Source organism: Pseudomonas sp. F8002 (assembly GCF_013385495.1).
Taxonomy (GTDB): domain Bacteria; phylum Pseudomonadota; class Gammaproteobacteria; order Pseudomonadales; family Pseudomonadaceae; genus Aquipseudomonas.
This window is the reverse complement of the sequence record NZ_JACAPW010000029.1, coordinates 80,147-101,984: the sequence shown is the minus strand read 5'-3', so window position 1 is coordinate 101,984 and position 21,838 is coordinate 80,147. Positions and strand designations below refer to the sequence as shown.

At 61.9% G+C, this 21,838-nt stretch carries 18 protein-coding genes; 14 read left to right on the top strand and 4 right to left on the bottom strand.

Annotated features, from left to right (window positions below; translation table 11 throughout):
- Positions 1 to 25: 25 nt before the first annotated feature.
- Entirely contained in the window at positions 26 to 682 is a 657-nt protein-coding gene (locus tag HX811_RS21265) for a TetR/AcrR family transcriptional regulator (RefSeq protein WP_177047243.1), read from the top strand.
- A gap of 121 nt (positions 683 to 803) precedes the next feature.
- Here the strand turns inward: HX811_RS21265 and HX811_RS21260 are convergent, their stop codons facing one another.
- From HX811_RS21260 to HX811_RS21245, 4 genes are all read right to left on the bottom strand, one after another.
- Positions 804 to 4,340 (bottom strand): molybdopterin cofactor-binding domain-containing protein, encoded by a 3,537-nt coding sequence (locus HX811_RS21260; protein WP_177047241.1) that lies wholly within the window; start codon positions 4,338 to 4,340, stop codon positions 804 to 806.
- 16 nt (positions 4,341 to 4,356) lie between these two features.
- Complete coding sequence (locus HX811_RS21255) at positions 4,357 to 4,833, bottom strand: (2Fe-2S)-binding protein (RefSeq protein ID WP_087692683.1); 477 nt, start codon at positions 4,831 to 4,833, stop codon at positions 4,357 to 4,359.
- A gap of 256 nt (positions 4,834 to 5,089) precedes the next feature.
- A complete protein-coding gene (locus HX811_RS21250) occupies positions 5,090 to 5,524 on the bottom strand; it encodes a MarR family winged helix-turn-helix transcriptional regulator (protein ID WP_003215338.1) in 435 nt (144 codons plus the stop codon).
- Positions 5,525 to 5,713: 189 nt separating this feature from the next.
- Entirely contained in the window at positions 5,714 to 6,766 is a 1,053-nt protein-coding gene (locus HX811_RS21245) for a 2,5-dihydroxypyridine 5,6-dioxygenase (protein WP_003215335.1), read from the bottom strand.
- 308 nt (positions 6,767 to 7,074) lie between these two features.
- On the opposite strand from HX811_RS21245, the gene HX811_RS21240 reads away from it, so the two are divergent.
- From HX811_RS21240 to HX811_RS21180, 13 genes are all read left to right on the top strand, one after another.
- A complete protein-coding gene (locus HX811_RS21240) occupies positions 7,075 to 8,208 on the top strand; it encodes an FAD-dependent monooxygenase (RefSeq protein WP_003215332.1) in 1,134 nt (377 codons plus the stop codon).
- Positions 8,205 to 9,014 (top strand): alpha/beta fold hydrolase, encoded by an 810-nt coding sequence (locus HX811_RS21235; protein WP_177047239.1) that lies wholly within the window; start codon positions 8,205 to 8,207, stop codon positions 9,012 to 9,014. The genes HX811_RS21240 and HX811_RS21235 overlap by 4 nt, the downstream gene beginning before the upstream one ends.
- 11 nt (positions 9,015 to 9,025) lie before the next feature.
- Complete coding sequence (locus tag HX811_RS21230; protein WP_177047237.1) at positions 9,026 to 9,778, top strand: Asp/Glu racemase; 753 nt, start codon at positions 9,026 to 9,028, stop codon at positions 9,776 to 9,778.
- A gap of 139 nt (positions 9,779 to 9,917) precedes the next feature.
- Positions 9,918 to 10,550 (top strand): N-carbamoylsarcosine amidohydrolase, encoded by a 633-nt coding sequence (locus HX811_RS21225; RefSeq protein ID WP_177047235.1) that lies wholly within the window; start codon positions 9,918 to 9,920, stop codon positions 10,548 to 10,550.
- Positions 10,551 to 10,773: 223 nt separating this feature from the next.
- Positions 10,774 to 12,084, top strand: coding sequence for an MFS transporter (locus HX811_RS21220; RefSeq protein ID WP_102606104.1), 1,311 nt, complete (start codon positions 10,774 to 10,776; stop codon positions 12,082 to 12,084).
- A gap of 27 nt (positions 12,085 to 12,111) precedes the next feature.
- Positions 12,112 to 13,194, top strand: coding sequence for a nucleoside hydrolase (locus tag HX811_RS21215; protein ID WP_008436139.1), 1,083 nt, complete (start codon positions 12,112 to 12,114; stop codon positions 13,192 to 13,194).
- 71 nt (positions 13,195 to 13,265) lie between these two features.
- Entirely contained in the window at positions 13,266 to 14,549 is a 1,284-nt protein-coding gene (locus HX811_RS21210; RefSeq protein ID WP_177047233.1) for a glycosyltransferase, read from the top strand.
- A gap of 71 nt (positions 14,550 to 14,620) precedes the next feature.
- Positions 14,621 to 15,526, top strand: a complete 906-nt coding sequence (locus tag HX811_RS21205; protein ID WP_063029835.1) for an AraC family transcriptional regulator — start codon at positions 14,621 to 14,623, stop codon at positions 15,524 to 15,526.
- A gap of 336 nt (positions 15,527 to 15,862) precedes the next feature.
- The gene (locus HX811_RS21200; RefSeq protein ID WP_003215317.1) at positions 15,863 to 17,173 is read left to right on the top strand and encodes a sugar ABC transporter substrate-binding protein; all 1,311 of its coding nucleotides are present in this window, start codon (positions 15,863 to 15,865) and stop codon (positions 17,171 to 17,173) included.
- Positions 17,174 to 17,368: 195 nt separating this feature from the next.
- Entirely contained in the window at positions 17,369 to 18,295 is a 927-nt protein-coding gene (locus HX811_RS21195) for a carbohydrate ABC transporter permease (protein ID WP_003215314.1), read from the top strand.
- 10 nt (positions 18,296 to 18,305) lie between these two features.
- Entirely contained in the window at positions 18,306 to 19,136 is an 831-nt protein-coding gene (locus HX811_RS21190; RefSeq protein ID WP_003215312.1) for a carbohydrate ABC transporter permease, read from the top strand.
- 37 nt (positions 19,137 to 19,173) lie between these two features.
- Entirely contained in the window at positions 19,174 to 20,277 is a 1,104-nt protein-coding gene (locus HX811_RS21185) for an ABC transporter ATP-binding protein (protein WP_003215310.1), read from the top strand.
- Between the two features lie 18 nt (positions 20,278 to 20,295).
- Positions 20,296 to 21,777: a mannitol dehydrogenase family protein gene (locus HX811_RS21180; protein ID WP_177047231.1), complete on the top strand. Its 1,482-nt coding sequence runs from the start codon at positions 20,296 to 20,298 to the stop codon at positions 21,775 to 21,777.
- Positions 21,778 to 21,838: the final 61 nt, after the last annotated feature.

Genomic DNA, 21,838 nt, shown 5'->3' with positions numbered 1-21,838 from the left:
TACGCTGCGCAGCAGAGGCTTTTCGATGGTGATCAAGAAGACCGGTATCCGCGCCCAGCAAGCCGACCAGACCCGCGCGCGGATTCTCCAGGCGGCGGTCAAGGTCTTCACCCGCGACGGTTATTCCGGCGGGCGTGTGGAAAGCATCTCGCGGGAGGCCGACTCCAACGACCGCATGCTGTATTACTACTTCGGCAGCAAGGAACATCTGTTTGTGTGCGTGCTGGAACACACTTATGAGCAGTTCAATAAAGCCGAGAGCAAACTCAAGCTCGACCTGAGTGCGCCGGTGCAAGCGTTGCAGGCGCTGGTGGGGTTTATCTGGAACTACTACGTCAAGCATCCCGAGTTTGTGGCGATCCTGAGCATCGAGAACCTGCACCAGGGCAAGCATGCGAAGCAGTCGGGTGAACTGCGGCGGTTGTCCGGGGAGGCGGTCGGGGTGTTGCGGCCGATCATCGAGGCGGGCCAGGCCCAGGGGCTGTTTCGTGAAGATGTGGACATCAAGCATGTGTACTTGATGATTGCTTCGTTGTGCTACTTCTATAACTCCAACCAGCACACGCTGAGTTCGTTTTTGGGGGAGGATTTGGCGGGTAAGACACAGCAGCGGGACTGGCTGGGGTTTATCAGTGATCTGGTGTTGCGCGGGGTATGCGTGACACCGCCCATCCAACGGTAGAACCTGGATCTAAATGTGGGAGCGGGCTTGCTCGCGAATGCGGTGTATCAGTCAATATATTTGGCGACTGACGAACCGCTTTCGCGAGCAAGCCCGCTCCCACATTTTTTGACCGTGTGAATCAATGGGTACCGGGATTGGCTCGCAGGTGTGCCACGGTTTGCTCCAGGCCTTCCCACTGCGGTGCATGGGGTGCGAAGCGCCCGCGCAGGTAGGCGGCCAACTCCGCCACTTGGGTGTTCGACAGGCTGTCCTTGAACGCCGGCATGTAACCCAGATCCTTGGTCGCCGGAGTGCTGATGCCCTGCAAAATCACCTTGATCAGGTTGTCCGGTTGATCGCTGTGCACATTGGTATTGGTCGCCAGTGACGGGCTGACGCCGAACAGCTTCGGGCCCTGTCCGTCGGCATGGCAGGCCTTGCATGAACCTTCGAATACCCGTCGCCCATTGGCATTGGGCACCGTCGCAGCTGCCACCACCTGCGCTTCGGCGGCGCCGCTGTCGTTCAGCGAAGCCAGGTACACCGCCATCGCGCGGATGTCGGTCTTGGGCAGTTTCGCCAGTTCAGTCACGACCGGTCCCATCGGCCCAGTTGCCACGCCATGGGCATCGGAATAACCAGTGCTCAGGTAGCTGAACAATTGGTCTTCGGTCCACGGCGTCGGCGCCTTGGACAAGCCATTCAAGGCCGGCGCCTCCCAACCGTCCACCCTGCCGCCCGCGAGGAACGCCTTGCCGCCCTTCTCCGCCCCCATCAGGTTGCGCGGCGAATGGCACGCCGCGCAGTGCCCCAAACCGTTGACCAGGTAGGCGCCACGATTCCATTGCTCGCTGCGCCGGGGCTGCACGCTGATTTCCCCACGGCGCAGGAACAGCGCATTCCAGCCGGCCATCAACGGCCGGATATTGAACGGAAACTTCATCGCATTCGGCACCGGTGCCTGGCTCACCGACGCCTGGGACATCAGGTAGGCATACAGTGCCTGCATGTCGGCATCGTTGATATTGCGAAACGCCGTATAGGGAAACGCCGGGTACAGGTTGCGCCCGTCGCGGCCAATGCCGTCGCGCATCGCCCGCTCGAACGCCGGGTAGGACCAGTTGCCAATCCCGGTTTTCTCATCCGGGGTGATGTTGCTGCTGTAAAGGGTGCCGAACGGCGTATGCATCGCCAGCCCGCCGGCATTGGTGGCACCGCCCGGTGCCGTGTGGCACACCGCGCAATCCCCCACGGCGGCCAGCAAGCGCCCGCGCTCCAGGGTGGCCTTGGACCAGGTGCCTGCACTGGGCGGTGCAATCGGGGCCATTTCGCTGTGAAACGGCCACGCGGTAGCAGCCATGCCCAGCACCGCGCCAAAGGCGGCGAACAATGAGCCGAACAACCATTTGCGGCGCTTTTCCGGGGACTTCGCCGGCTCGCCCAGGGTGCCTGCATTCAGCGCCGCCAATACCCGCTCGGGGGTAATCGGCAGCTCGCGAAAACGGATGCCGGTGGCGTCATAGATCGCATTGGCAATCGCCGCCGCGCTGGGCACCGAGGCCGACTCACCGGCGCCCATCGGGGGCTGGTCCTGGCGCGGCATCATCAGTACGTCGATCTGCGGCACTTCCGGGAAGGTCAGGATCGGATAACCGCCCCACTCCTTGCTCGCCACGGTCGACTCTTCAAAGGTCACGCGTTCCTTGAGCACACGGCTGGTGGACTGGATCACATTGCCGTGGATCTGATGCTGCACCCCTGCGGGGTTGATCATCATCCCCGAGTCATGCCCGATCACCACCCGCGTCACCGAGACATCGCCGGTCTGCTTGTCGATGGCCACGTCCGCGACCCACGCCGCCCACGCCGCACCGAAGCCGGGGAACTTGCTGTGGATGTAACGCGCGTAGGCAAAGCCCCGACCACGCAGCAGGTGGTCCTCATTCGCGGTTTGCATCGGCGCGGTACGCGGTGCCCAGTTGGCGCGTTCGGCGGTGGATTTCACCAGGTCGATGGCGCGCTCGTCCTTCAGGTAACGCAGGCGGTACTCCACCGGGTCGACCCCGGCGGCAAACGCCAGTTCGTCGATATAGGATTCATGGGCGAAGGTGTTGGGCAACGCCGACACACCGCGCATCCACGAGGCGCGAACGATCGGCGCCATGTCGTTGATGGTGACGCGCATGTTCGCGATGTCGTAGGGCGGGATCGAGGTGCGGTCGCCCATCTCGAACATCGCGGCCACCGGCTCGACCCGGCCGGTCAACAGCAGCGCCAGGGTGGGCGCGCCGTTGGACGGGTAGCTGGTTTCAAAGTCATAGGCGGCGATGCTGCCGTCGGCGTTCAGGCCGCCGTCGACATCCATCAATTGCGCGGTGCCCTTGGGCTCCCACAGGTGCTCCTGTTCGCGGGTCAGTTGCACCCGCACCGGCTTGCCCACGGCACGGGACAGCAGCAAGGCGTCGGCGCACACGTCATCGGCGCAATTGCGCCCGTAGCAGCCGGCGGCCTCCATGCGGATCACGTCGATGGATTCTTCCGCGCATTCCAGCAGCCAGGCCAGATCGGCCCGCAGCAGGTGCGGGTTCTGGCTGCCGGACCAGACCCGGCTGACCCCGGGCTGATAATCCGCCACGCCGCAGGAGGGGCCGATGGATCCGTGCATCTGGTATGGCCACAGGTAGGTGCGCGGCATGCGCTGGCTGGCGGCGGCCAGGGCTTCGTCGACGTTGCCCTGGTCGAGCACGGTGCGGCGTACCCGCGGGTTGTCGCGGATTGCCTGCTCCACATCGCTCATGTCCGGCAGTGGGTGGTTCCAGGGTTTCCAGTGCACCTGCAGTTCCTGGGCGGCCTTGATTGCCTGTTCTTCGCGCAAGGCGACCACACCAACAAAATCACGGATCACCACCACCGCAACAATCCCCGGGATGTGGGCAATGGATGATTCGTCGACGCTCAACAGGCTGTTGCCGACAAAGTCGCCGCAATCCAGCCCCGCGTACGGCGGGCGGACCACCCGACCGTGAAGCATGTCCGGCACGCGCATGTCGTGCACGTACGTCAGTTCGCCGGTGGCCTTGCCCGGGATATCCACCCGGGCTGCGCCCTTGCCCACCAGGCGGTAATCGGCGGTGGCCTTGAGCGGTGCATCGCCGCTGATGCGCAGTTGGTCATGCTCGCCCGTCACCAGTTCGCCATAAGTGATGGTGCGCCCGTCTTCGCCGCGGATAACGCCTGCGTCGACCTTGAGACTTTGAGCATTTACGGACCAGCGTTGCGCCGCCCGCGCCAGCAGGAAACGCCGGGCTTCGGCGGCGGCATTGCGCAGCGGAATCGCGGAGATCTGCAAGGTTGCGCTGGCAATGGTCGCGCCCTGGTTCGGCGCACGCTCGGTGTCGCCCAGCACCATGCGCACCTGGTCCATGGTCAGGTCCAGTTCTTCAGCGACGATCTGCGCCAGGGAGGTGCGAATGCCGGTGCCCAGGTCCACGTGGCCGTTGAAGGCGTACACCAGCCCGTCATCGTTCACTGCGATAAACAGCCCCAGTTCCTTGGGCTTGACCGTCGGTGTACCGCCCTTGGCCACCGGCCCCGAAGGTGGCAGCACATCGTCGACGATCAGCAGGACGCCGGCCTTGGCCAGCCATTGGTCACGGGAAGGGATTGCATCAGTCATGGTCATCGATCCACGTTCAAGGCATTTGGCGGGCGGCACGCAGCACCGCGCGGAGGATTTCGATATGGGTGCCACAGCGGCAGAGGTTGCCAGACAGTTCGCTGCGCACCTCGGCTTCGCTGGGGTTGGGATTGCGGTCGAGCAAGGCCTTGGCGGTCATGATCATGCCGTTGAGGCAGTAGCCGCACTGGGCGGCCTGTTCATCGATGAAGGCCTGCTGCACCGGGTGCGGGGTCTGGCGGGTGCCGAGGCCTTCGAGGGTGACGATGTTGCGGCCCACGGCACCCGACAGGGGGAAGACGCAGGAGCGTGCAGCCACGCCGTCGATGATCACCGTGCAGGCGCCGCACTCCCCCAGGCCGCAGCCGTATTTGGGGCCGTTGAGTTGCAGGTCATTGCGCAGGATCAGCAACAGCGGGGTGTCGGCCATTGCGCTGACTTCGCTGGTGTGGCCGTTGACCTCAAGCGTTACCGTGATGTTCTGGCTGGTCATTCGCTTCGCCCGTTGGATTTGGTGAAGTGTCCACTACATCAAACAGTCAAAAAAAAGCGTCGCGTACCTGGGGTCTCGCGACACACTTGACGGGTGAAGTGGTTACTACATCAACGTAGAGCAAAAACGGTGCCAGAAGATGGATGAATAGCTGTGGCGAGGGAGCTTGCTCCCGCTGGGTTGCGAAGCGACCCCAAAAGATGGGCCTGCTGCGCAGTCCAGCGGGAGCAAGCTCCCTCACCACAGGGGATCGGGGTCAGGTTTGGGGGTCTTCGATCATTTTACGTAGCAGGAAGAGTACGGCGACGCGTTCGGCGGGGTTGAGGTTGCTCAGGGTCAGTTCGGTGATGGTGGCGGCGCAGGGCACGGTTTGCTGCACCAGGGCGGCGCCGGAGTCGGATAGGTTGACCACGACTTTGCGTTTGTCCTGCGGGTCGGGTTCGAGGGTGATCAGTTCGCGGGCCTTGAGGCGTTCGACGATGCCACGGATGGTCGCCTGGTCGACGGCGGTGGCCTTGACCAGTTCGGTGAGCGAACTTGCACCGTGATCGCGCAGGGCGCACAGGGTGACGAACTGCACAGCGGTGAGCTGCGAGTCGCCGACGTTCTGCTGGAAGATCGCCAGGTGGCGCTGGTAGGCCTTGCGCAACAGGTGGCCGACTTGCTCGGAGAAAACGTAGGAATCAGGCACGGCGGGCTCGGGAAGGCGGTGGTCGATGGGGTGGCATGATGGCGGGGTTGTGGAAATGACTCAAGGATCTCATTGCCGGAACGCGGTTGAAATGTGGGAGCGGGCTTGCTCGCGAATGCGGTGTGTCAGGTGGCGCATGTGTGACTGACGTACCGCATTCGCGAGCAAGCCCGCTCCCACATTGGATGTTTAGTGGGCCAGGGAGGCCTTGGGGGCTACGACGTCGCCGGCGATGACTACGGCCTCATCATCGAGGTAGACGTCGCAATTGCGCAGCGGGATGTCCATGTGGCACGGGGTCTTGCGGGTGCCGCCGACTTCGGTGTTGGGGCCGGTGGAGAACAGGAAGTTGCCGTAGAACGCGCGGGCGTCCATGCACATGCCGTCGTTCTTGTCGTGCAGGCCCATGGCCGTCCATTGCGCCCGTGGCTGCAGGCCCCAGCCGATGTGGGAGATGCCATATACCTCGGGGTCGTTGAAGTATTTCATGTAGTCGCGCAGGTATTCGGCCTCGAAACCACCGTGGATTCTGGTGATGAAGCCCTTCTCGATCTCCAGGGTGATTTTCTCCCGGGTGTAGGTCTTGAACGGCAGCAGGATGTCGCCGATATCCAGCACCAGCACGCCCTCTGCAGTTTCCTCATTGGGCCAGGAGAACAGGAAGCCGCTCGGCCAGTGGTCCCAGCGTCCCGGTTCGTCGGCAAAGCCGTATTCGGTGACGGACGGGTATTGCCCCAGCGCCGCCCGGAAATCACTGCCGGCGCGGGATTTGACGTGGATCGAGCGGGCTTTTTTCAGCAGTTCTTCAGCGGCCAGCACGCGCACTTTGTCCTCTTCGGTCGGCAGCATGCGCGCCAGCACTTCCGGGGGTTCCACCGCCAGCAGGATGCGCGTGCCGGTCTTGAGGATCTGTTCCTGCTCCGGCGAGTGCAACAGCATCATGGTGTCGACGATCAGGTCTGCCGCTTCCAGCGCCCGCTGCGCCGCGATATTACCGGTCAGGGCCGTGTCGCCACAGTAGGCCGTCATGTCATTGCCCATCGCCCGGGGATGGTTGAACGACGGCAACTCCACCGCATACACCTTGGCCCCCAGGCGCTGCGCCGCGTCCATCGCGGCGCGCACGGTGCGCGGGTCGGAGTAATGGCTCTTGAGCACGGCGACGCTCTGGGTCGGGTCGACCTTCGAGAGCTTCAACACATGCTCAAACATCTGGGTCAGTTCGCAATCACTTACCGGCATTTCCTGTCTCCTCAGCTGCTGCACCAAGATCTTGCAGGGCGCTTCACTCTAGTGCGTTTTTATAGCGTATACGCCAATTAATCACGATAAGAACTGATTTCAGCATGGACTGCAAGCACCACGCCAAAACGTTACGAATCCACACAAACCCAGTGATATATGGAGATAACCGGTTACAGGGGATCGATATGGCCAAAAAAACAATTTTTCAGGCGTGGGCTTTTCATTTGAAAAAATGAGCGTATACACTTTAAAAACCTTGCGGACAGACGCCGCCGGCCATTATTCGAAAAAGAGGACCACGCCCCATGGGAAGCACACAAAAAATCGCAATCGTCGGCGCCGGCCTTGGCGGTGCCGCCGCTGCCACCCTGCTGCAACAGGCAGGGTTCGACGTGGACATCTACGAGCAGGCGCCGGAGTTTTCCCGCCTGGGTGCCGGGATCCACATGGGCCCCAACATCATGAAAATCTTCCGCCGCATGGGCATCGAAAAACAGCTGGACCTGATGGGGTCGCACCCCGAGCACTGGTTCAGCCGCGATGGTGAAACCGGCGACTACCTGTCACGCATTCCCCTGACTGGCTACGGCGCGTCCTACATCACCGTGCATCGCGGCGATCTGCACGCGCTGCAGATGTCCACCCTCAAGCCCGGCACCCTGCACTTCAACAAGCGCCTGGAAACCCTTGAAGAAACCGATACCCAGGTGCGCCTGACTTTCGCCGACGGCGAGGTAACCTACGCCGACATCGTGATCGGTGCCGACGGCATCAACTCGCGCATTCGTGAAGAGCTGCTGGGTGCCGAAAAACCGCTGTACAGCGGCTGGGTCGCGCACCGTGCGCTGATCCGTGGCGACCAGTTGGCCAAGTACGACCTGAAGTTCGAAGACTGCATCAAGTGGTGGACCGAGGACCGGCACATGATGGTCTACTACACCACCGGCAAGCGCGACGAGTACTACTACGTCACCGGCGTGCCGCACCCGGAATGGGACTTCCAGGGCGCCTTCGTCGACAGCAGCCGGGAGGAGATGTTCGACGCCTTCAAGGGCTACCACCCGACCGTCCAGGCCCTGATCGAATCCACCGAAAGCGTGACCAAATGGCCGTTGCGCAACCGCAACCCGCTGCCGTTGTGGAGCCGTGGTCGCCTGGTATTGCTGGGCGATGCCTGCCACCCGATGAAACCCCATATGGCTCAGGGCGCCGGCATGGCCATCGAAGACGCCGCGATGCTGACGCGCTGCCTGCAGGAAACCGGGATCGGCGACTACCGCACCGCGTTCGAGCTGTATGAAGCCAACCGCAAGGAACGCGCGTCCCGGGTGCAGGCCGTGTCCAACGCCAACACCTGGCTGCGCACCCAGGAAGATCCGGACTGGGTCTACGGCTATGACCTCTACGCCCAGCAACTGAAATCGGGGGTGGCGGCGTGAGCAGCTTTCTCTACGGCGGCAATGTCCAGGCCAACGGTATCCGCCAGCATTACCTGCGTTACGGCGGCAAGGGCCCGGCACTGATCCTGATTCCCGGCATCACCAGCCCGGCGATTACCTGGGGTTTTGTCGCCGAACGCCTGGGTTTGCACTTCGACACCTACGTGCTGGACGTGCGCGGTCGCGGCCTGTCGTCCAGCGGACCGGAGCTGGACTACAGCGCCGACACCTGCGCCGATGACATTGGCGCATTTGCCGACGCCCTGAAGCTCGAGAGCTATCACCTGGTCGGCCATTCCATGGGCGCGCGGTTTGCCGTACGCAGTGCGGTGCGCCATCCACAAGGTGTCAACCGCGTGGTGTTGATCGACCCGCCGATGTCCGGTCCGGGTCGCCGCGAATACCCAAGCAAACTGCCGTGGTACGTCGATTCGATTCGTCAATCCCAGGTCGGCATGGATGCAGAGGCGATGCGCGCCTTCTGCGCCACCTGGACCGTCGAACAACTGCAACTGCGCGCCGAATGGCTGCACACCTGCTACGAGCCGGCTATCGTGCGTGCGTTCAATGACTTCCATACCGTCGACTTTCATCAGGACCTGCCCCACCTGGGGGCTCCTGCCCTGCTGATTGTTGCCGGACGCGGCGGTGTAATTCAGGCCGAAGATGTCGCGGAAGTCCGACAGTTACAGCCGACCCTACAGGTCGCCCATGTGCCAAATGCAGGACACATGATCCCCTGGGATGACCTTGAAGGCTTTTTCGCTGCCTTCGGCGACTTCCTCGGCCAGCCCCTGACTGCATAACGGAGACCATCATGCTCAAGCCTTATCGCATCGGCCAGATTGTGCCGAGCTCCAACACCACCATGGAAACCGAGATCCCGGCGATGCTTAACGCGCGCCAGGCGATCCGCCCGGAACGTTTCACCTTTCACTCCAGCCGCATGCGCATGAAGCAAGTGCGCAAGGAAGAACTGGCGGCCATGGACGGTGAGTCCGACCGTTGCGCCATCGAACTGTCCGACGCCAAGGTCGACGTGCTGGGCTACGCCTGCCTGGTAGCGATCATGGCCATGGGGCTGGGTTACCACCGCAAGTCCGAGCAACGCCTGCGCAAGGCCACCGCCGACAACGACGCCAACGCCCCGGTGATCACCAGTGCCGGCGCCCTGATCGAAGGCCTGAAAGTCATGGGCGCCAAACGCATCGCGATTGTTGCGCCGTACATGAAACCGCTGACCGAACTGGTGGTGAACTACATCCGCGAAGAAGGCTTTGAAGTGGTGGACTGGCGCGCCCTGGAAATCCCCGACAACCTCGAAGTGGCCCGCCACGACCCGGCCAACCTGCCGGCGATTGTTGCCGGGATGAACCTGGAAGGTGTCGACGTAATCGTACTGTCGGCCTGCGTACAAATGCAGTCCCTGCCCGTGGTCGCGAAGGTCGAAGCCCAGACCGGCCTGCCGGTGCTCACCGCCGCCATCGCCACCACCTACGCCATGCTCAAGGCCCTGGACCTGGACCCCATCGTCCCCGGCGCCGGCGCCCTCCTGTCGGGAGCCTACTAAAAACGCTTTTGTGGCGAGGGAGCTTGCTCCCGCTGGGGTGCGAAGCGCCCCCAAAAAAACAGGCCTGCTACGCAGCCCAACGGGAGCAAGCTCCCTCGCCACAAGGGTATGTGCACCGTCCAACACCGAGGACTGAAAGATGAGCGAACAATCCGCCGACGCCAACTACCAGGGCGTCTGGGGTAACCGAATCGGCTTCGGCAAAAAATCCGCCCTGCTGATGATCGACTTCATGCAAGGCTATACCACCGAAGGCGCGCCACTGTTTGCCCCCGAAGTGCGCATCGCCGTGGCCGAAAGCGTCGACCTGCTGGCCAGCGCCCGCCAACACGGGATCACCGTAGTGCACACCAATATCCGCTACCATCCGGGCCATTTCGCCGACGGCGGTATCTGGGTAAAAAAGGCCCCGGTGATGAAAGACATGGTCGAGGGTAACCCCCTCGCCGCCTTCTGTACCGAAGTGCTGCCCCTGGCCAATGAAGTAGTCATCACCAAACAATACGCCAGCGCGTTTTTCGGCAGCAGCCTGGCCCCGATGCTGCACGCCCAGGGCATCGACACCGTGGTGCTCGCCGGCTGTTCCACCAGCGGCTGCATCCGGGCCACCGCAGTGGATGCGGTGCAACACGGGTTTCGTACCATCGTCGTGCGCGAATGCGTCGGCGACCGCCACCCGGCGCCCCATGAAGCCAACTTGTTCGATATCGACAGCAAGTACGGCGACGTGGTGAGCAAGCAGGAGGCGATGAGCAAGTTCAAGGAGCAGTAACGCGTCAACAGGAACCACGACAAAGAGCGTGGTCCGGAAAAAACTGAGCGCCCACGCTGGAATGCAGTCGAATGTGGGAGCAAGCCCGCTCCCACACTTGATCACCTCCAACAGGGCCACCTCAGTCTTCTGTCACTGCCTTTGGAAGTCGCTTTCACAGCACTCCGAAGTGCTGAAAAAGCGGCCGTATAAAAACCATAAGTCACCGCCAGGAGACACCCCAATGCCCATTGCGAATGCAGCGCCCGCGACTACGGTCGCCGATCCGGTCCACACGCTCTACCACAAGATCACCTGGAAGCTGATTCCGTTCCTGTGTTTCTGCTACCTCGCGGCCTACCTGGACCGCATCAATATCGGCTTCGCCAAACTGCAGATGCTCGACCAGCTGCACTTCAGCGAAACCGCGTTCGGCCTCGGTGCCGGGCTGTTCTTTGTCGGCTATATCATCTTCGAAGTCCCCAGCAACCTGATCCTGGAAAAGGTCGGGGCGAAGATCTGGATCGCCCGCATCATGATCACCTGGGGCCTGCTGTCGGCCTGCACCATGCTGGTCACCTCCACCACCCAGTTCTACATCCTGCGGTTCCTGCTGGGTGCGGCCGAAGCCGGGTTTCTGCCGGGCGTGCTGTATTACCTGACCACCTGGTTTCCCACCCATCGCCGGGGGCGGATCATCGCCCTGTTCATGATCGGCCTGCCGCTGTCCAGCGTGATCGGCGGCCCGTTGTCGGGCTGGATCATGGGCCACTTCGACAACATGGCCGGCCTGCGCGGCTGGCAGTGGCTGTTCCTGATCGAAGCGGTGCCCAGCGTGCTGCTCGGTGTGTGGACCTTCTGGGCGCTGCCCAATACCTATCAGCAAGCCAAGTGGCTGTCGCCGGAAGAAAAAACCCTGCTGGAAAGCGAACTGCGCAAGGACGACGCCGACGGTGCCGCCAGCAAACACAGCTTCCGCGACGGCTTCTTCAACCTCAAGGTGTGGATGCTCGGCGGTATCGACTTCTCGATCCTGCTCAGTGCCTATGCCATGGGGTTCTGGATGCCCACATTCATCCGCAACGCCGGGATTACCGACACTTTCCACATCGGCATCCTCACGGCCCTGCCCAGCGTGGCGGCCCTCTTGGGCATGCTGCTGATCGGCGCCAGCTCCGACAAACACCGCGAACGCCGCTGGCACATCATCGTGCCGTTCTTCATCGGCGCGGCGGCGATGGCTACCAGTACGTTCTTCACCCATAACGTGGTCGCCACCGTGGCGCTGTTTGCGATTGCCTCGGCGGCGATCATCGGTGCGGTGCCGGTGTTTTTCAGCCTGCCGGCGACCTTCCTGAAAGGTACCGCAGCGGCCACCGGCTTTGCCCTGGCCTGCTCGCTGGCGAACATCGCAGGCCTGGTGAGCAACTCGCTGATGGGCGTGGCGATTGACGTCACCGGCAGCAGCGCAGGGGCCTTGTGGTTTTTTGCCGGCTGCCTGATTCTCAGCAGCTTCCTGGTGATCGCCTTGCCGGCGAAGCTGGTAAACCGCTAACAACAACAATTTTTCGGGTGAGTCTCCATGCAAGGTTTCATCAAGCGCTGTGCCCTGCTTGTCGCCGTGGGCCTGTGTGCCGGTACGGCGCAGGCCGCAGAAAAGGTCATCTTCGACACCGACTTCAACGTGCTCAACGATGACGGCCAGGCCTTTATCATGCTCGCCCAGCTGCACGGGCAAAAACGCATCGACCTGCTGGGCATGACCCTGGTCAGCGGCAACGCCTGGGTCGACCAGGAACAGGTCGACGCCCTCAAGGCGGTGGAACGCATGGGTGTGGAGAAGGAAGTCGGCGTGTATTCCGGCGCCGCCTACCCGCTGCTGCATGACTACGCCACCTATGAGGCGGAAAAAGCCCTGTTCGGTTCCGGCTGGCCGGGTGCGTTCAAGAACCCGCGGCCAACCAGTGCCTCACAACTGGTCGCGCCACCGGACGGCCTGGCGACCCACACCAGGCTGCGCAAGGAAACCGCCGCCCAGTTCATCGTCGACAGCGTACGGGCCAACCCCCACGAGGTAACGATCCTGGCGGTCGGCCCGCTGACCAACATTGCCCTGGCGATTCGCTCGGCCCCGGACATCGTGCCGCTGATCAAGCGCATCGTGTACATGGGCGGCGCGCTGGAGATCCCGGGCAACACCACGCCGGCGGCGGAGTTCAACTGGTGGTTCGACCCGGAGGCTGCGAAGATCGTGTTGCGCTCGCCCATCGAACACGTGATTTTTCCCAACGATGTCTGTGAGAAAGTCACCTTCGACAAGTCGGTGTATGAGCGGGTGATCGCACACAAAGGCCCGATTGCCGACCTGTACAAGCACGAGTTCGGGCCACTGTTCGCCAAGGACCCGGCTTACCACAGCTTCACCTGGGACAGCCTGCCGGCACTGTTTCTCGTGAACCCCGGGATCGTCACCGAATCCCGCGAGCTGTGGGTGGACGTGGATGCCACCTTCGGCGCCGACTATGGCCGGGCACTGGGCTACAAGAAAGGCGCGCCGGTGGGCACGCAAAAGGCCAAGGTGGTCTTCGCGGTGGACCAGAAGCAGTTCTGGGACGGTTATGTAGGGTTGGTGACGCTGCCGACGCCGGTCAACATCTTCCGCTGAGTGCGCCGGAACTTGAGGGGCTGTGGTTTAATTGCGCGCTTTTGCCCAGCCCTTCAAGGAATCCGTTGTCGATGAATCAGCCCGCCACCAAAGTCCTGGTCATTGGCTACGTCTGGCCAGAGCCCCGCTCCTCGGCGGCCGGCGGGCACATGATGCAGATTCTGGAGAGCTTTCTGGCCCAAGGCTGGGACATCACCTTCAGCAGCCCGGCCACCACCGGTGAGCACAAGGCCGACTTGCCTGCCCTGGGCATTCGCGAATGTGCGATCGAACTGAATAACAGCAGTTTCGATGACTTCATCACGGAACTGGCCCCCGATATCGTGCTGTTCGACCGTTTCATGATGGAAGAACAGTTCGGCTGGCGTGTGGAAAAATCCTGCCCGAATGCCCTTCGCGTGCTGGAAACCTCCGACCTGCAAAGCCTGCGGGACGCACGTCAAAAACGCTTCAAGGATTTCCTGAAGGCTCACCCCGACGCCGACGACTTCAGCCCGTTGTTCACCCAGGACCTGGCCGCCGAATTCGCCTGCATGGCCGACACCGACCTGGCCAAGCGCGAGATCGCCGCGATCTACCGCTGCGACATCAGCCTGATGATCTCCGACGTGGAAATCCAGTTGCTGACCGAACACTTCAAGGTGCCCGCTGCCCTGCTCCACTGGTGCCCGCTGATGCTGGCGCCGCCCACCGAAGCCTTTGCCCCCTTTGCGGACCGCGCCCACTTCCTGAGCATCGGTAATTTCCGCCATGCGCCGAACTGGGATGCGGTGTTGTGGATGAAGAACAGTGTGTGGCCGCTGATCCGCCAGCAACTGCCCGGCGCTCAACTCCACGTGTACGGCGCCTATACGCCACCCAAGGCCACCGCGCTGCACAACCCGGCCCAGGGCTTCCACGTGATGAATTGGGCCGAGGATGCATTGCAGGTCATGAGCGCTGCGCGTATCTGCCTGGCGCCACTGCGTTTTGGTGCCGGGATCAAGGGCAAGCTGGCCGACGCGATGCTCTGCGGCACACCCAGCGTTACCACACCGATTGGCGCCGAAGCCATGGGCGAACCGTGGCCCGGCGTGGTCGAACACAGCGCCAGTGCACTGGCGGCTGCGGCGGTTGCGTTGTATCAAGACCCGCCACGCTGGACCCAGGCCCAGGAAGATGGCCGGCAGTTACTGGCACGCCGTTACGCCCACGACCTCCACGGCCCGGCCCTGGTGGAGCGCCTGGAGCAGTGCCGCCGCCAGTTGGCCGAGCACCGTCGGAACAATTTCACCGGCAGCATGCTGCGCCACCACCTGCACAAAAGTACCCAGTACATGGCGCAGTGGATCGAGGCGAAAAACCGTACGCTGTAGACACAGACGCTGGCGAGGTGGCGCGCAAGGGGGCATTATCCTTTTCGCAACCACAATAAAGCGACTGCAGCATGACCCGAGCAGCGAGAATCACCGATCCTTCCTACGAGCTGATGGACGATCACAACGGTCTGTCCATCATCTATCGCCAACACGGCTTCCCGTGCCCGTTGGTGCGCTGGCATTTCCACAAAGAATACGAGCTGCACCTGATCGTTGCCAGCTCCGGCAAGGTGTTTATCGGCGACTACATCGGCAACTTCTACCCGGAAAGCCTGTTCCTCACCGGCCCCAACCTGCCCCACAACTGGATCAGCCAGGTGGCCGAGGACGAAGTGGTGCCCAAGCGCGACATGCTGGTGAACTTCACCGACGAGCTGTTCGACGGCGGCAGCCATATCTTTGCCGAGCTCAAGACCCTGGCGCCACTGCTGGAACGGGCGCAATACGGCATCGAATTTCGCTGCAAGAAAACCATCGCCCAGGCCATGACCCTGATGCAGCGCATCGAGGACGCCCAGGGCATGGCGCGCCTGGGCCACTTCTTCATCCTGATGGAAGTGCTCAGTGCCTGCGAGGACTACCAACTGCTCTCCGGCGTGACCACGCCGCAACTGGCGGATGAACACAGCATCGACCGCACCAACCGCGCGGTGGACTACATTTTTGCCCACTACGCGCGGGAGCTGTCCCTGGAAGAGGTGGCCGAATACCTCGGCATGAAACCCACCTATTTCTCCCGCGTGTTCAAACAAGCCACCGGCCGCACCTTCATCGAATTCGTCAACCGCCTGCGTATCAGCAAGTCCTGCGAGCTGCTGGCCGATGGTGACAAAGCCGTGACCGATGTGTGCTTCGAGTCAGGCTTCAACAACATCTCCAACTTCAACCGCCGCTTCCAGCAGCTCAAGGGCATGACCCCCTCGCACTACCGGCGCCTGGCGGTGCAGCGCCTGACCGAACAGAACCTCGCCTGAAAACGCGCGTTCCTGTGGGAACCCGCATGTGTGGGAGCGGGCTTGCTCGCGAATGCAGTGTGTCAGTCAGCGCAAATGTCGGCTGATTCACCGCCTTCGCGAGCAAGCCCGCTCCCACATTTGCATCGCGCTCACGCAGGAAGCCGATCGCTCCCAGCGAATCGTTTCAGCAATTTTCCGCTGCAGTGCAAAAAAGTATCAGTAAAAGTGCTCCCAAGGATTTGTCAGCACGTCAATTGAAGGCTGTAATCAACGCACACTCTTCCAGCTGTCGTGGAAGACACAACAACAATAACTGTCCTTCTGCAGCCCCTGGGCGCAGAAATGGAGTGCGCGATGAAGTTCACAGCCAAAGCTCTGCTTGCCTGCACCTGCATGACCCTCAGCGCCGTCAGTCTTGGCGCGCAAACCCTGACCATTGCCACCGTCAACAACAGCGACATGATCCGCATGCAAAAGCTCTCGAAAACCTTCGAGACCGAGCATCCGGAGATCAAGCTGAACTGGGTGGTACTCGAAGAAAACGTCCTGCGCCAACGCCTCACCACCGACATCGCCACCCAGGGCGGACAGTTCGACGTGTTGACCATCGGCATGTACGAAGCTGCACTCTGGGGCGCCAAAGGCTGGCTGGAACCGATGAAGGACCTGCCTGCTTCCTACGACCTGGACGACGTTTTCCCTTCCGTGCGTGACGGCCTTTCCGTCAAGGGCTCGCTGTACGCCCTGCCGTTCTACGCCGAAAGCTCCATCACCTACTACCGCACCGACCTGTTCAAGGACGCCGGGCTGACCATGCCCGAGCACCCGACCTGGACCCAGATCGGCGAATTCGCCGCCAAACTCACCAACAAGGACAAAGAGCAGTACGGCCTGTGCCTGCGCGGCAAGGCTGGTTGGGGCGAGAACATGGCGCTGATCACCACCCTGGCCAACGGCTACGGTGCACGCTGGTTCGATGAGAAGTGGCAACCGGAATTCAACGGGCCAGAGTGGAAAGACGCACTGAACTTCTACGTCGACAACATGAAGAAATCCGGCCCGCCGGGGGCTTCCAGCAACGGTTTCAACGAAAACCTGGCGCTGTTCAACAGCGGCAAGTGCGCGATCTGGGTTGACGCCAGCGTCGCCGGCTCGTTCGTGACCGACAAGACCCAAAGCAAAGTGGCTGACCACGTCGGCTTCACCTTTGCCCCCCACGAGAAGACCGACAAAGGTACTTCGTGGCTGTACTCCTGGTCCCTGGGGATTCCAACCAGTTCCAAAGCCAAGGACGCTGCCAAGGTGTTCACCACCTGGGCCACTTCCAAGGAATACAGCCAGTTGGTCGCCAAGACCGACGGGATTGCCAACGTACCGCCAGGCACCCGCAAATCGACCTACAGCGACGAATACATGAAGGCCGCGCCGTTTGCCAAGGTGACGCTGGAATCGCTGAAAGTCGCCGACCCGAAAGACCCGTCGGCCAAGCCGGTGCCGTATGTGGGCATCCAGCTGGTGACCATTCCTGAATTCCAGGCGATTGGTACCCAGGTCGGCAAGTTCTTCTCCAGCGCACTGACCGGTGGCTCCACTGCCGAAAAAGCCCTGGCGGATGCACAGACCTTCACCGAACGCGAAATGAAGCGGGCCGGTTATCCCAAGTAAAGCGGGCACACCACCGTAAATGCTTTATGTGGGAGGCTCTTGGTGGGAGCTGGCTTGCCTGCGATGCAGACACCTCGGTCTGTCAGTTAAACCGGGGGATGCCATCGCAGGCAAGCCAGCTCCCACACAAGCCAGCTCCCACATTGACCGCGCTTCGACTCTCGCTCTGCATGTACCTGACTGGTCCTGATCACCATGAATACCACCACTGCCCAAGTGCAAACCGCTACGCCGGACAAGCCGCGTAAAAGCCGCCTGATCAACCCCGGCTGGTTCCTCGTCAGCCCCTCGGTGGCCTTGTTGCTGCTGTGGATGATCGTGCCGCTGGGCATGACCCTGTACTTCTCGCTGATTCGCTACAACCTGCTCTACCCCGGCGAAAACCAATTCGTGGGGCTGGAGAACTTCACCTACTTCATCACCGACTCGGGCTTCCTGCCCGGCGCCACCAACACCCTGTTGCTGGTGGGCAGCGTATTGCTGATCAGCGTGGTGTTTGGCGTATTGATCAGCGCCCTGCTGGAAGCCAGCGAGTTCTTCGGTCGCGGCCTGGTTCGGGTGTTGCTGATTTCACCGTTCTTCATCATGCCCACCGTTGGTGCGCTGATCTGGAAGAACCTGATTTTCCATCCGGTGTCGGGGATCCTCGCCTACGTGTGGAAGCTGTTCGGCGCCCAGCCGGTGGACTGGCTGGCCCATTACCCGTTGCTGTCGATCATTATCATCGTGTCCTGGCAGTGGCTGCCCTTCGCGATCCTGCTGCTGATGACCGCCATGCAGTCCCTCGACCAGGAACAGAAGGAAGCCGCCCGCCTCGACGGTGCCGGCGCCATCGCGATCTTCTGGCACCTGACCCTGCCGCACCTGGCACGTCCGATTGCCGTGGTGGTGATGATCGAAACGATCTTCCTGCTCTCGGTGTTCGCCGAAATCTTCACCACCACCAACGGTGGCCCCGGCTACGCCTCGACCAACCTCGCCTACCTGATCTACAACCAGGCGCTGGTGCAGTTCGACGTGGGCATGGCCTCGGCCGGCGGCTTGATTGCCGTGGTCATCGCCAATATCGCGGCGATCATCCTGGTGCGGATGATCGGCAAAAACCTGACTGACAAGCCTTGAGGGCCGCGCCATGACGCTTCAACAATCCCGCCGCCTGCAAAGCGTGTTGCTCGGCACCCTGGCCTGGGCCATCGCGATCCTGATTTTCTTCCCGATCTTCTGGATGGTGCTGACCAGCTTCAAGACCGAAATCGACGCGTTCGCCACGCCGCCGCAGTTCATCTTCACGCCGACGCTGGAGAACTACCTGCACATCAACGAGCGCAGCAACTACTTCAGCTACGCCTGGAACTCGGTGCTGATTTCCTTCAGCGCCACCGCCCTGTGCCTGCTGATTTCGGTACCGGCCGCCTACTCCATGGCGTTCTACGAGACCAAGCGCACCAAGGGCACGCTGCTGTGGATGCTCTCCACCAAGATGCTGCCGCCGGTGGGCGTACTGATGCCGATCTACCTGCTGGCCAAGAGCTTCGGGCTGCTGGATACGCGCATTGCGCTGATCATCATCTACACCCTGATCAACCTGCCGATCGTGGTCTGGATGGTTTACACCTACTTCAAGGACATCCCCAAGGACATCCTCGAAGCCGCCCGCCTGGACGGCGCCACCCTGTGGCAGGAAATGGTCCGGGTGCTGCTGCCGATCGCCAAGGGCGGCCTGGCTTCCACGGTGCTGCTGTCGCTGATCCTGTGCTGGAACGAGGCGTTCTGGTCGCTGAACCTGACCTCGTCCAACGCCGCGCCGCTCACTGCATTGATCGCCTCCTACTCCAGCCCCGAAGGCTTGTTCTGGGCCAAATTGTCTGCCGTGTCGACCCTGGCCTGTGCGCCGATCCTGATCTTTGGCTGGATCAGCCAGAAACAGCTGGTCCGCGGTCTGTCCTTCGGCGCCGTGAAGTAACGGCTCCTTCAAAAATATTTAGAAGCGGAGGCCCATCATGGCCAACCTGAAAATCAAGAATCTGCAAAAAGGCTTCGAAGGTTTCTCCATCATCAAGGGCATCGACCTTGAAGTGAACGACAAGGAATTCGTGGTGTTCGTCGGCCCGTCGGGCTGCGGTAAATCCACCCTGCTGCGTTTGATTGCGGGCCTGGAAGAAGTCACCGAAGGCACCATCGAGCTGGATGGCCGCGACATCACCGAAGTCACCCCGGCCAAGCGCGACCTGGCGATGGTGTTCCAGACCTACGCCCTGTACCCGCACATGAGCGTGCGCAAGAACATGTCGTTTGCCCTGGACCTTGCCGGCGTCGACAAGAAGATTGTCGAGAGCAAAGTCAACGAGGCGGCGCGCATCCTGGAGCTGGGCCCGTTGCTGGAGCGCAAGCCCAAGCAATTGTCTGGCGGCCAGCGTCAGCGTGTCGCCATCGGCCGGGCGATTGTGCGTAACCCGAAAATCTTCCTGTTCGATGAACCGCTGTCGAACCTCGATGCAGCGCTGCGCGTGCAGATGCGCCTGGAGCTGTCGCGCCTGCATAAAGAGCTGCAAGCCACGATGATCTACGTGACCCACGACCAGGTCGAAGCCATGACCCTGGCCGACAAGGTTGTCGTACTCAACAGCGGCCGCGTGGAACAGGTGGGCTCGCCGCTGGAGCTGTATCACCAGCCGGCCAACCTGTTTGTGGCAGGCTTTTTGGGCACGCCGAAAATGGGTTTCCTCAAGGGCAAGGTCACTCGCGTTGACCCACAGAGCTGCGAAGTCGAACTGGACGCCGGCGGCCGCATCAGCCTGCCCCTGAGCAGCGCGACCTTGAGCGTCGGCAGCGCCGTGACCCTGGGCATTCGCCCGGAGCACCTGGAAATCGCCGCGCCGGGGCAAGCCACCCTGACCGTCACCGCCGACGTCGGCGAGCGCCTCGGCAGCGACACCTTCTGCCACGTGATTACCGCCAGCAAGGAGCCGTTGACCCTGCGGATCCGTGGCGACATGGCCAGCCAGTATGGCGAGACCCTGCAGCTGTACCTGGACCCGACCCAATGCCATCTGTTCGACGCTGAGGGTGTTGCCGTGGCCCGCCCACTGCGCGCCGCCGCCTGATTTCGCGAGAATTTCCCGATGAAACTGAACAAGCAAAACCTCACGCAACTGGCGCCCGAAGTGCAACTGCCGGCCTATGCGATTGCCAATACCAGCCAGGGCATCGCGCACATCGGCGTTGGCGGGTTTCACCGCGCCCACCAGGCGTATTACACCGATGCCTTGATGAATACCGGCGTGGGCCTGGACTGGAGCATTTGTGGTGTGGGCCTGCGCAGCGAGGACCGCAAGGCGCGGGACGACCTGGCCGGCCAGGACTACCTGTTCACCCTGTATGAACTGGGCGACACCGACGACACCGAAGTGCGCGTGATCGGCTCCATCAGCGACATGCTGCTGGCCGAAGACGGCGCCCAGGCGTTGATCGACAAGCTGGCCAGCCCGCAGATTCGCATCGTCTCGCTGACCATCACCGAAGGCGGCTACTGCATCGACGACAGCAACGGCGAGTTCATGGCCCACCTGCCGCAGATCCAGCATGACCTGGCCAACCCGGGCTCGCCGAAAACCGTGTTCGGGTTTATCTGCGCGGCGTTGACCCAGCGCCGGGCCGCCGGGGTGCCGGCATTTACCGTGATGTCCTGCGATAACCTGCCCCACAACGGCGCTGTGACCCGCAAGGCGTTGCTGGCCTTCGCCGCGCTGCATGACGCTGGCCTGCACGAGTGGATCAAGGCCAACGTGAGCTTCCCGAATGCGATGGTCGACCGCATCACGCCAATGACCAGCACCGCGCACCGCCTGCAACTGCATGACGATCACGGCATCGACGACGCCTGGCCGGTGGTCTGCGAGCCGTTTGTGCAATGGGTGCTGGAAGACAAGTTCGTCAACGGCCGCCCCGCGTGGGAGACGGTGGGCGTGCAGTTCACCGATGACGTGACACCGTATGAAGAGATGAAGATCGGCCTGCTCAACGGCAGCCACCTGGCATTGACGTACCTGGGCTTCCTGAAGGGCTATCGCTTCGTCCACGAGACCATGAACGACCCGTTGTTCGTGGCCTACATGCGCGCCTACATGGACCTGGACGTCACGCCCAACCTGGCGCCGGTTCCGGGTATCGACCTGACCGAATACAAGCAGACCCTGGTGGACCGCTTTTCCAACCAGGCGATTGCCGACCAGCTGGAGCGCGTGTGTTCCGATGGTTCGTCGAAGTTTCCCAAGTTCACCGTACCGACCATCAACCGCCTGATTGCCGATGGTCGCGAGACCGAACGTGCTGCGCTGGTGGTGGCGGCCTGGGCGCTGTACTTGAAAGGCGTGGATGAGAACGGGGTGATCTACCGCATTCCCGACCCACGCGCCGATTTTTGCCAGGGGCTGGTCACGGAAGATGCGTTGATCAGCAAGCGGCTGCTGGGGGTGGAAGAGATTTTTGGTACGGCTATTCCCAACTCGCCCGAGTTTGTGGCAGCGTTTGAGCGGTGTTTCGAGAGCCTGCAGGATGTGGGTGTGAGCAAAACGCTGGAGCGGCTGCTCGCCAATCTCAACTGACGGAACCGAATCAAAAATGTGGGAGCGGGCTTGCTCGCGAAAGCGGTGGATCAGTCAATAT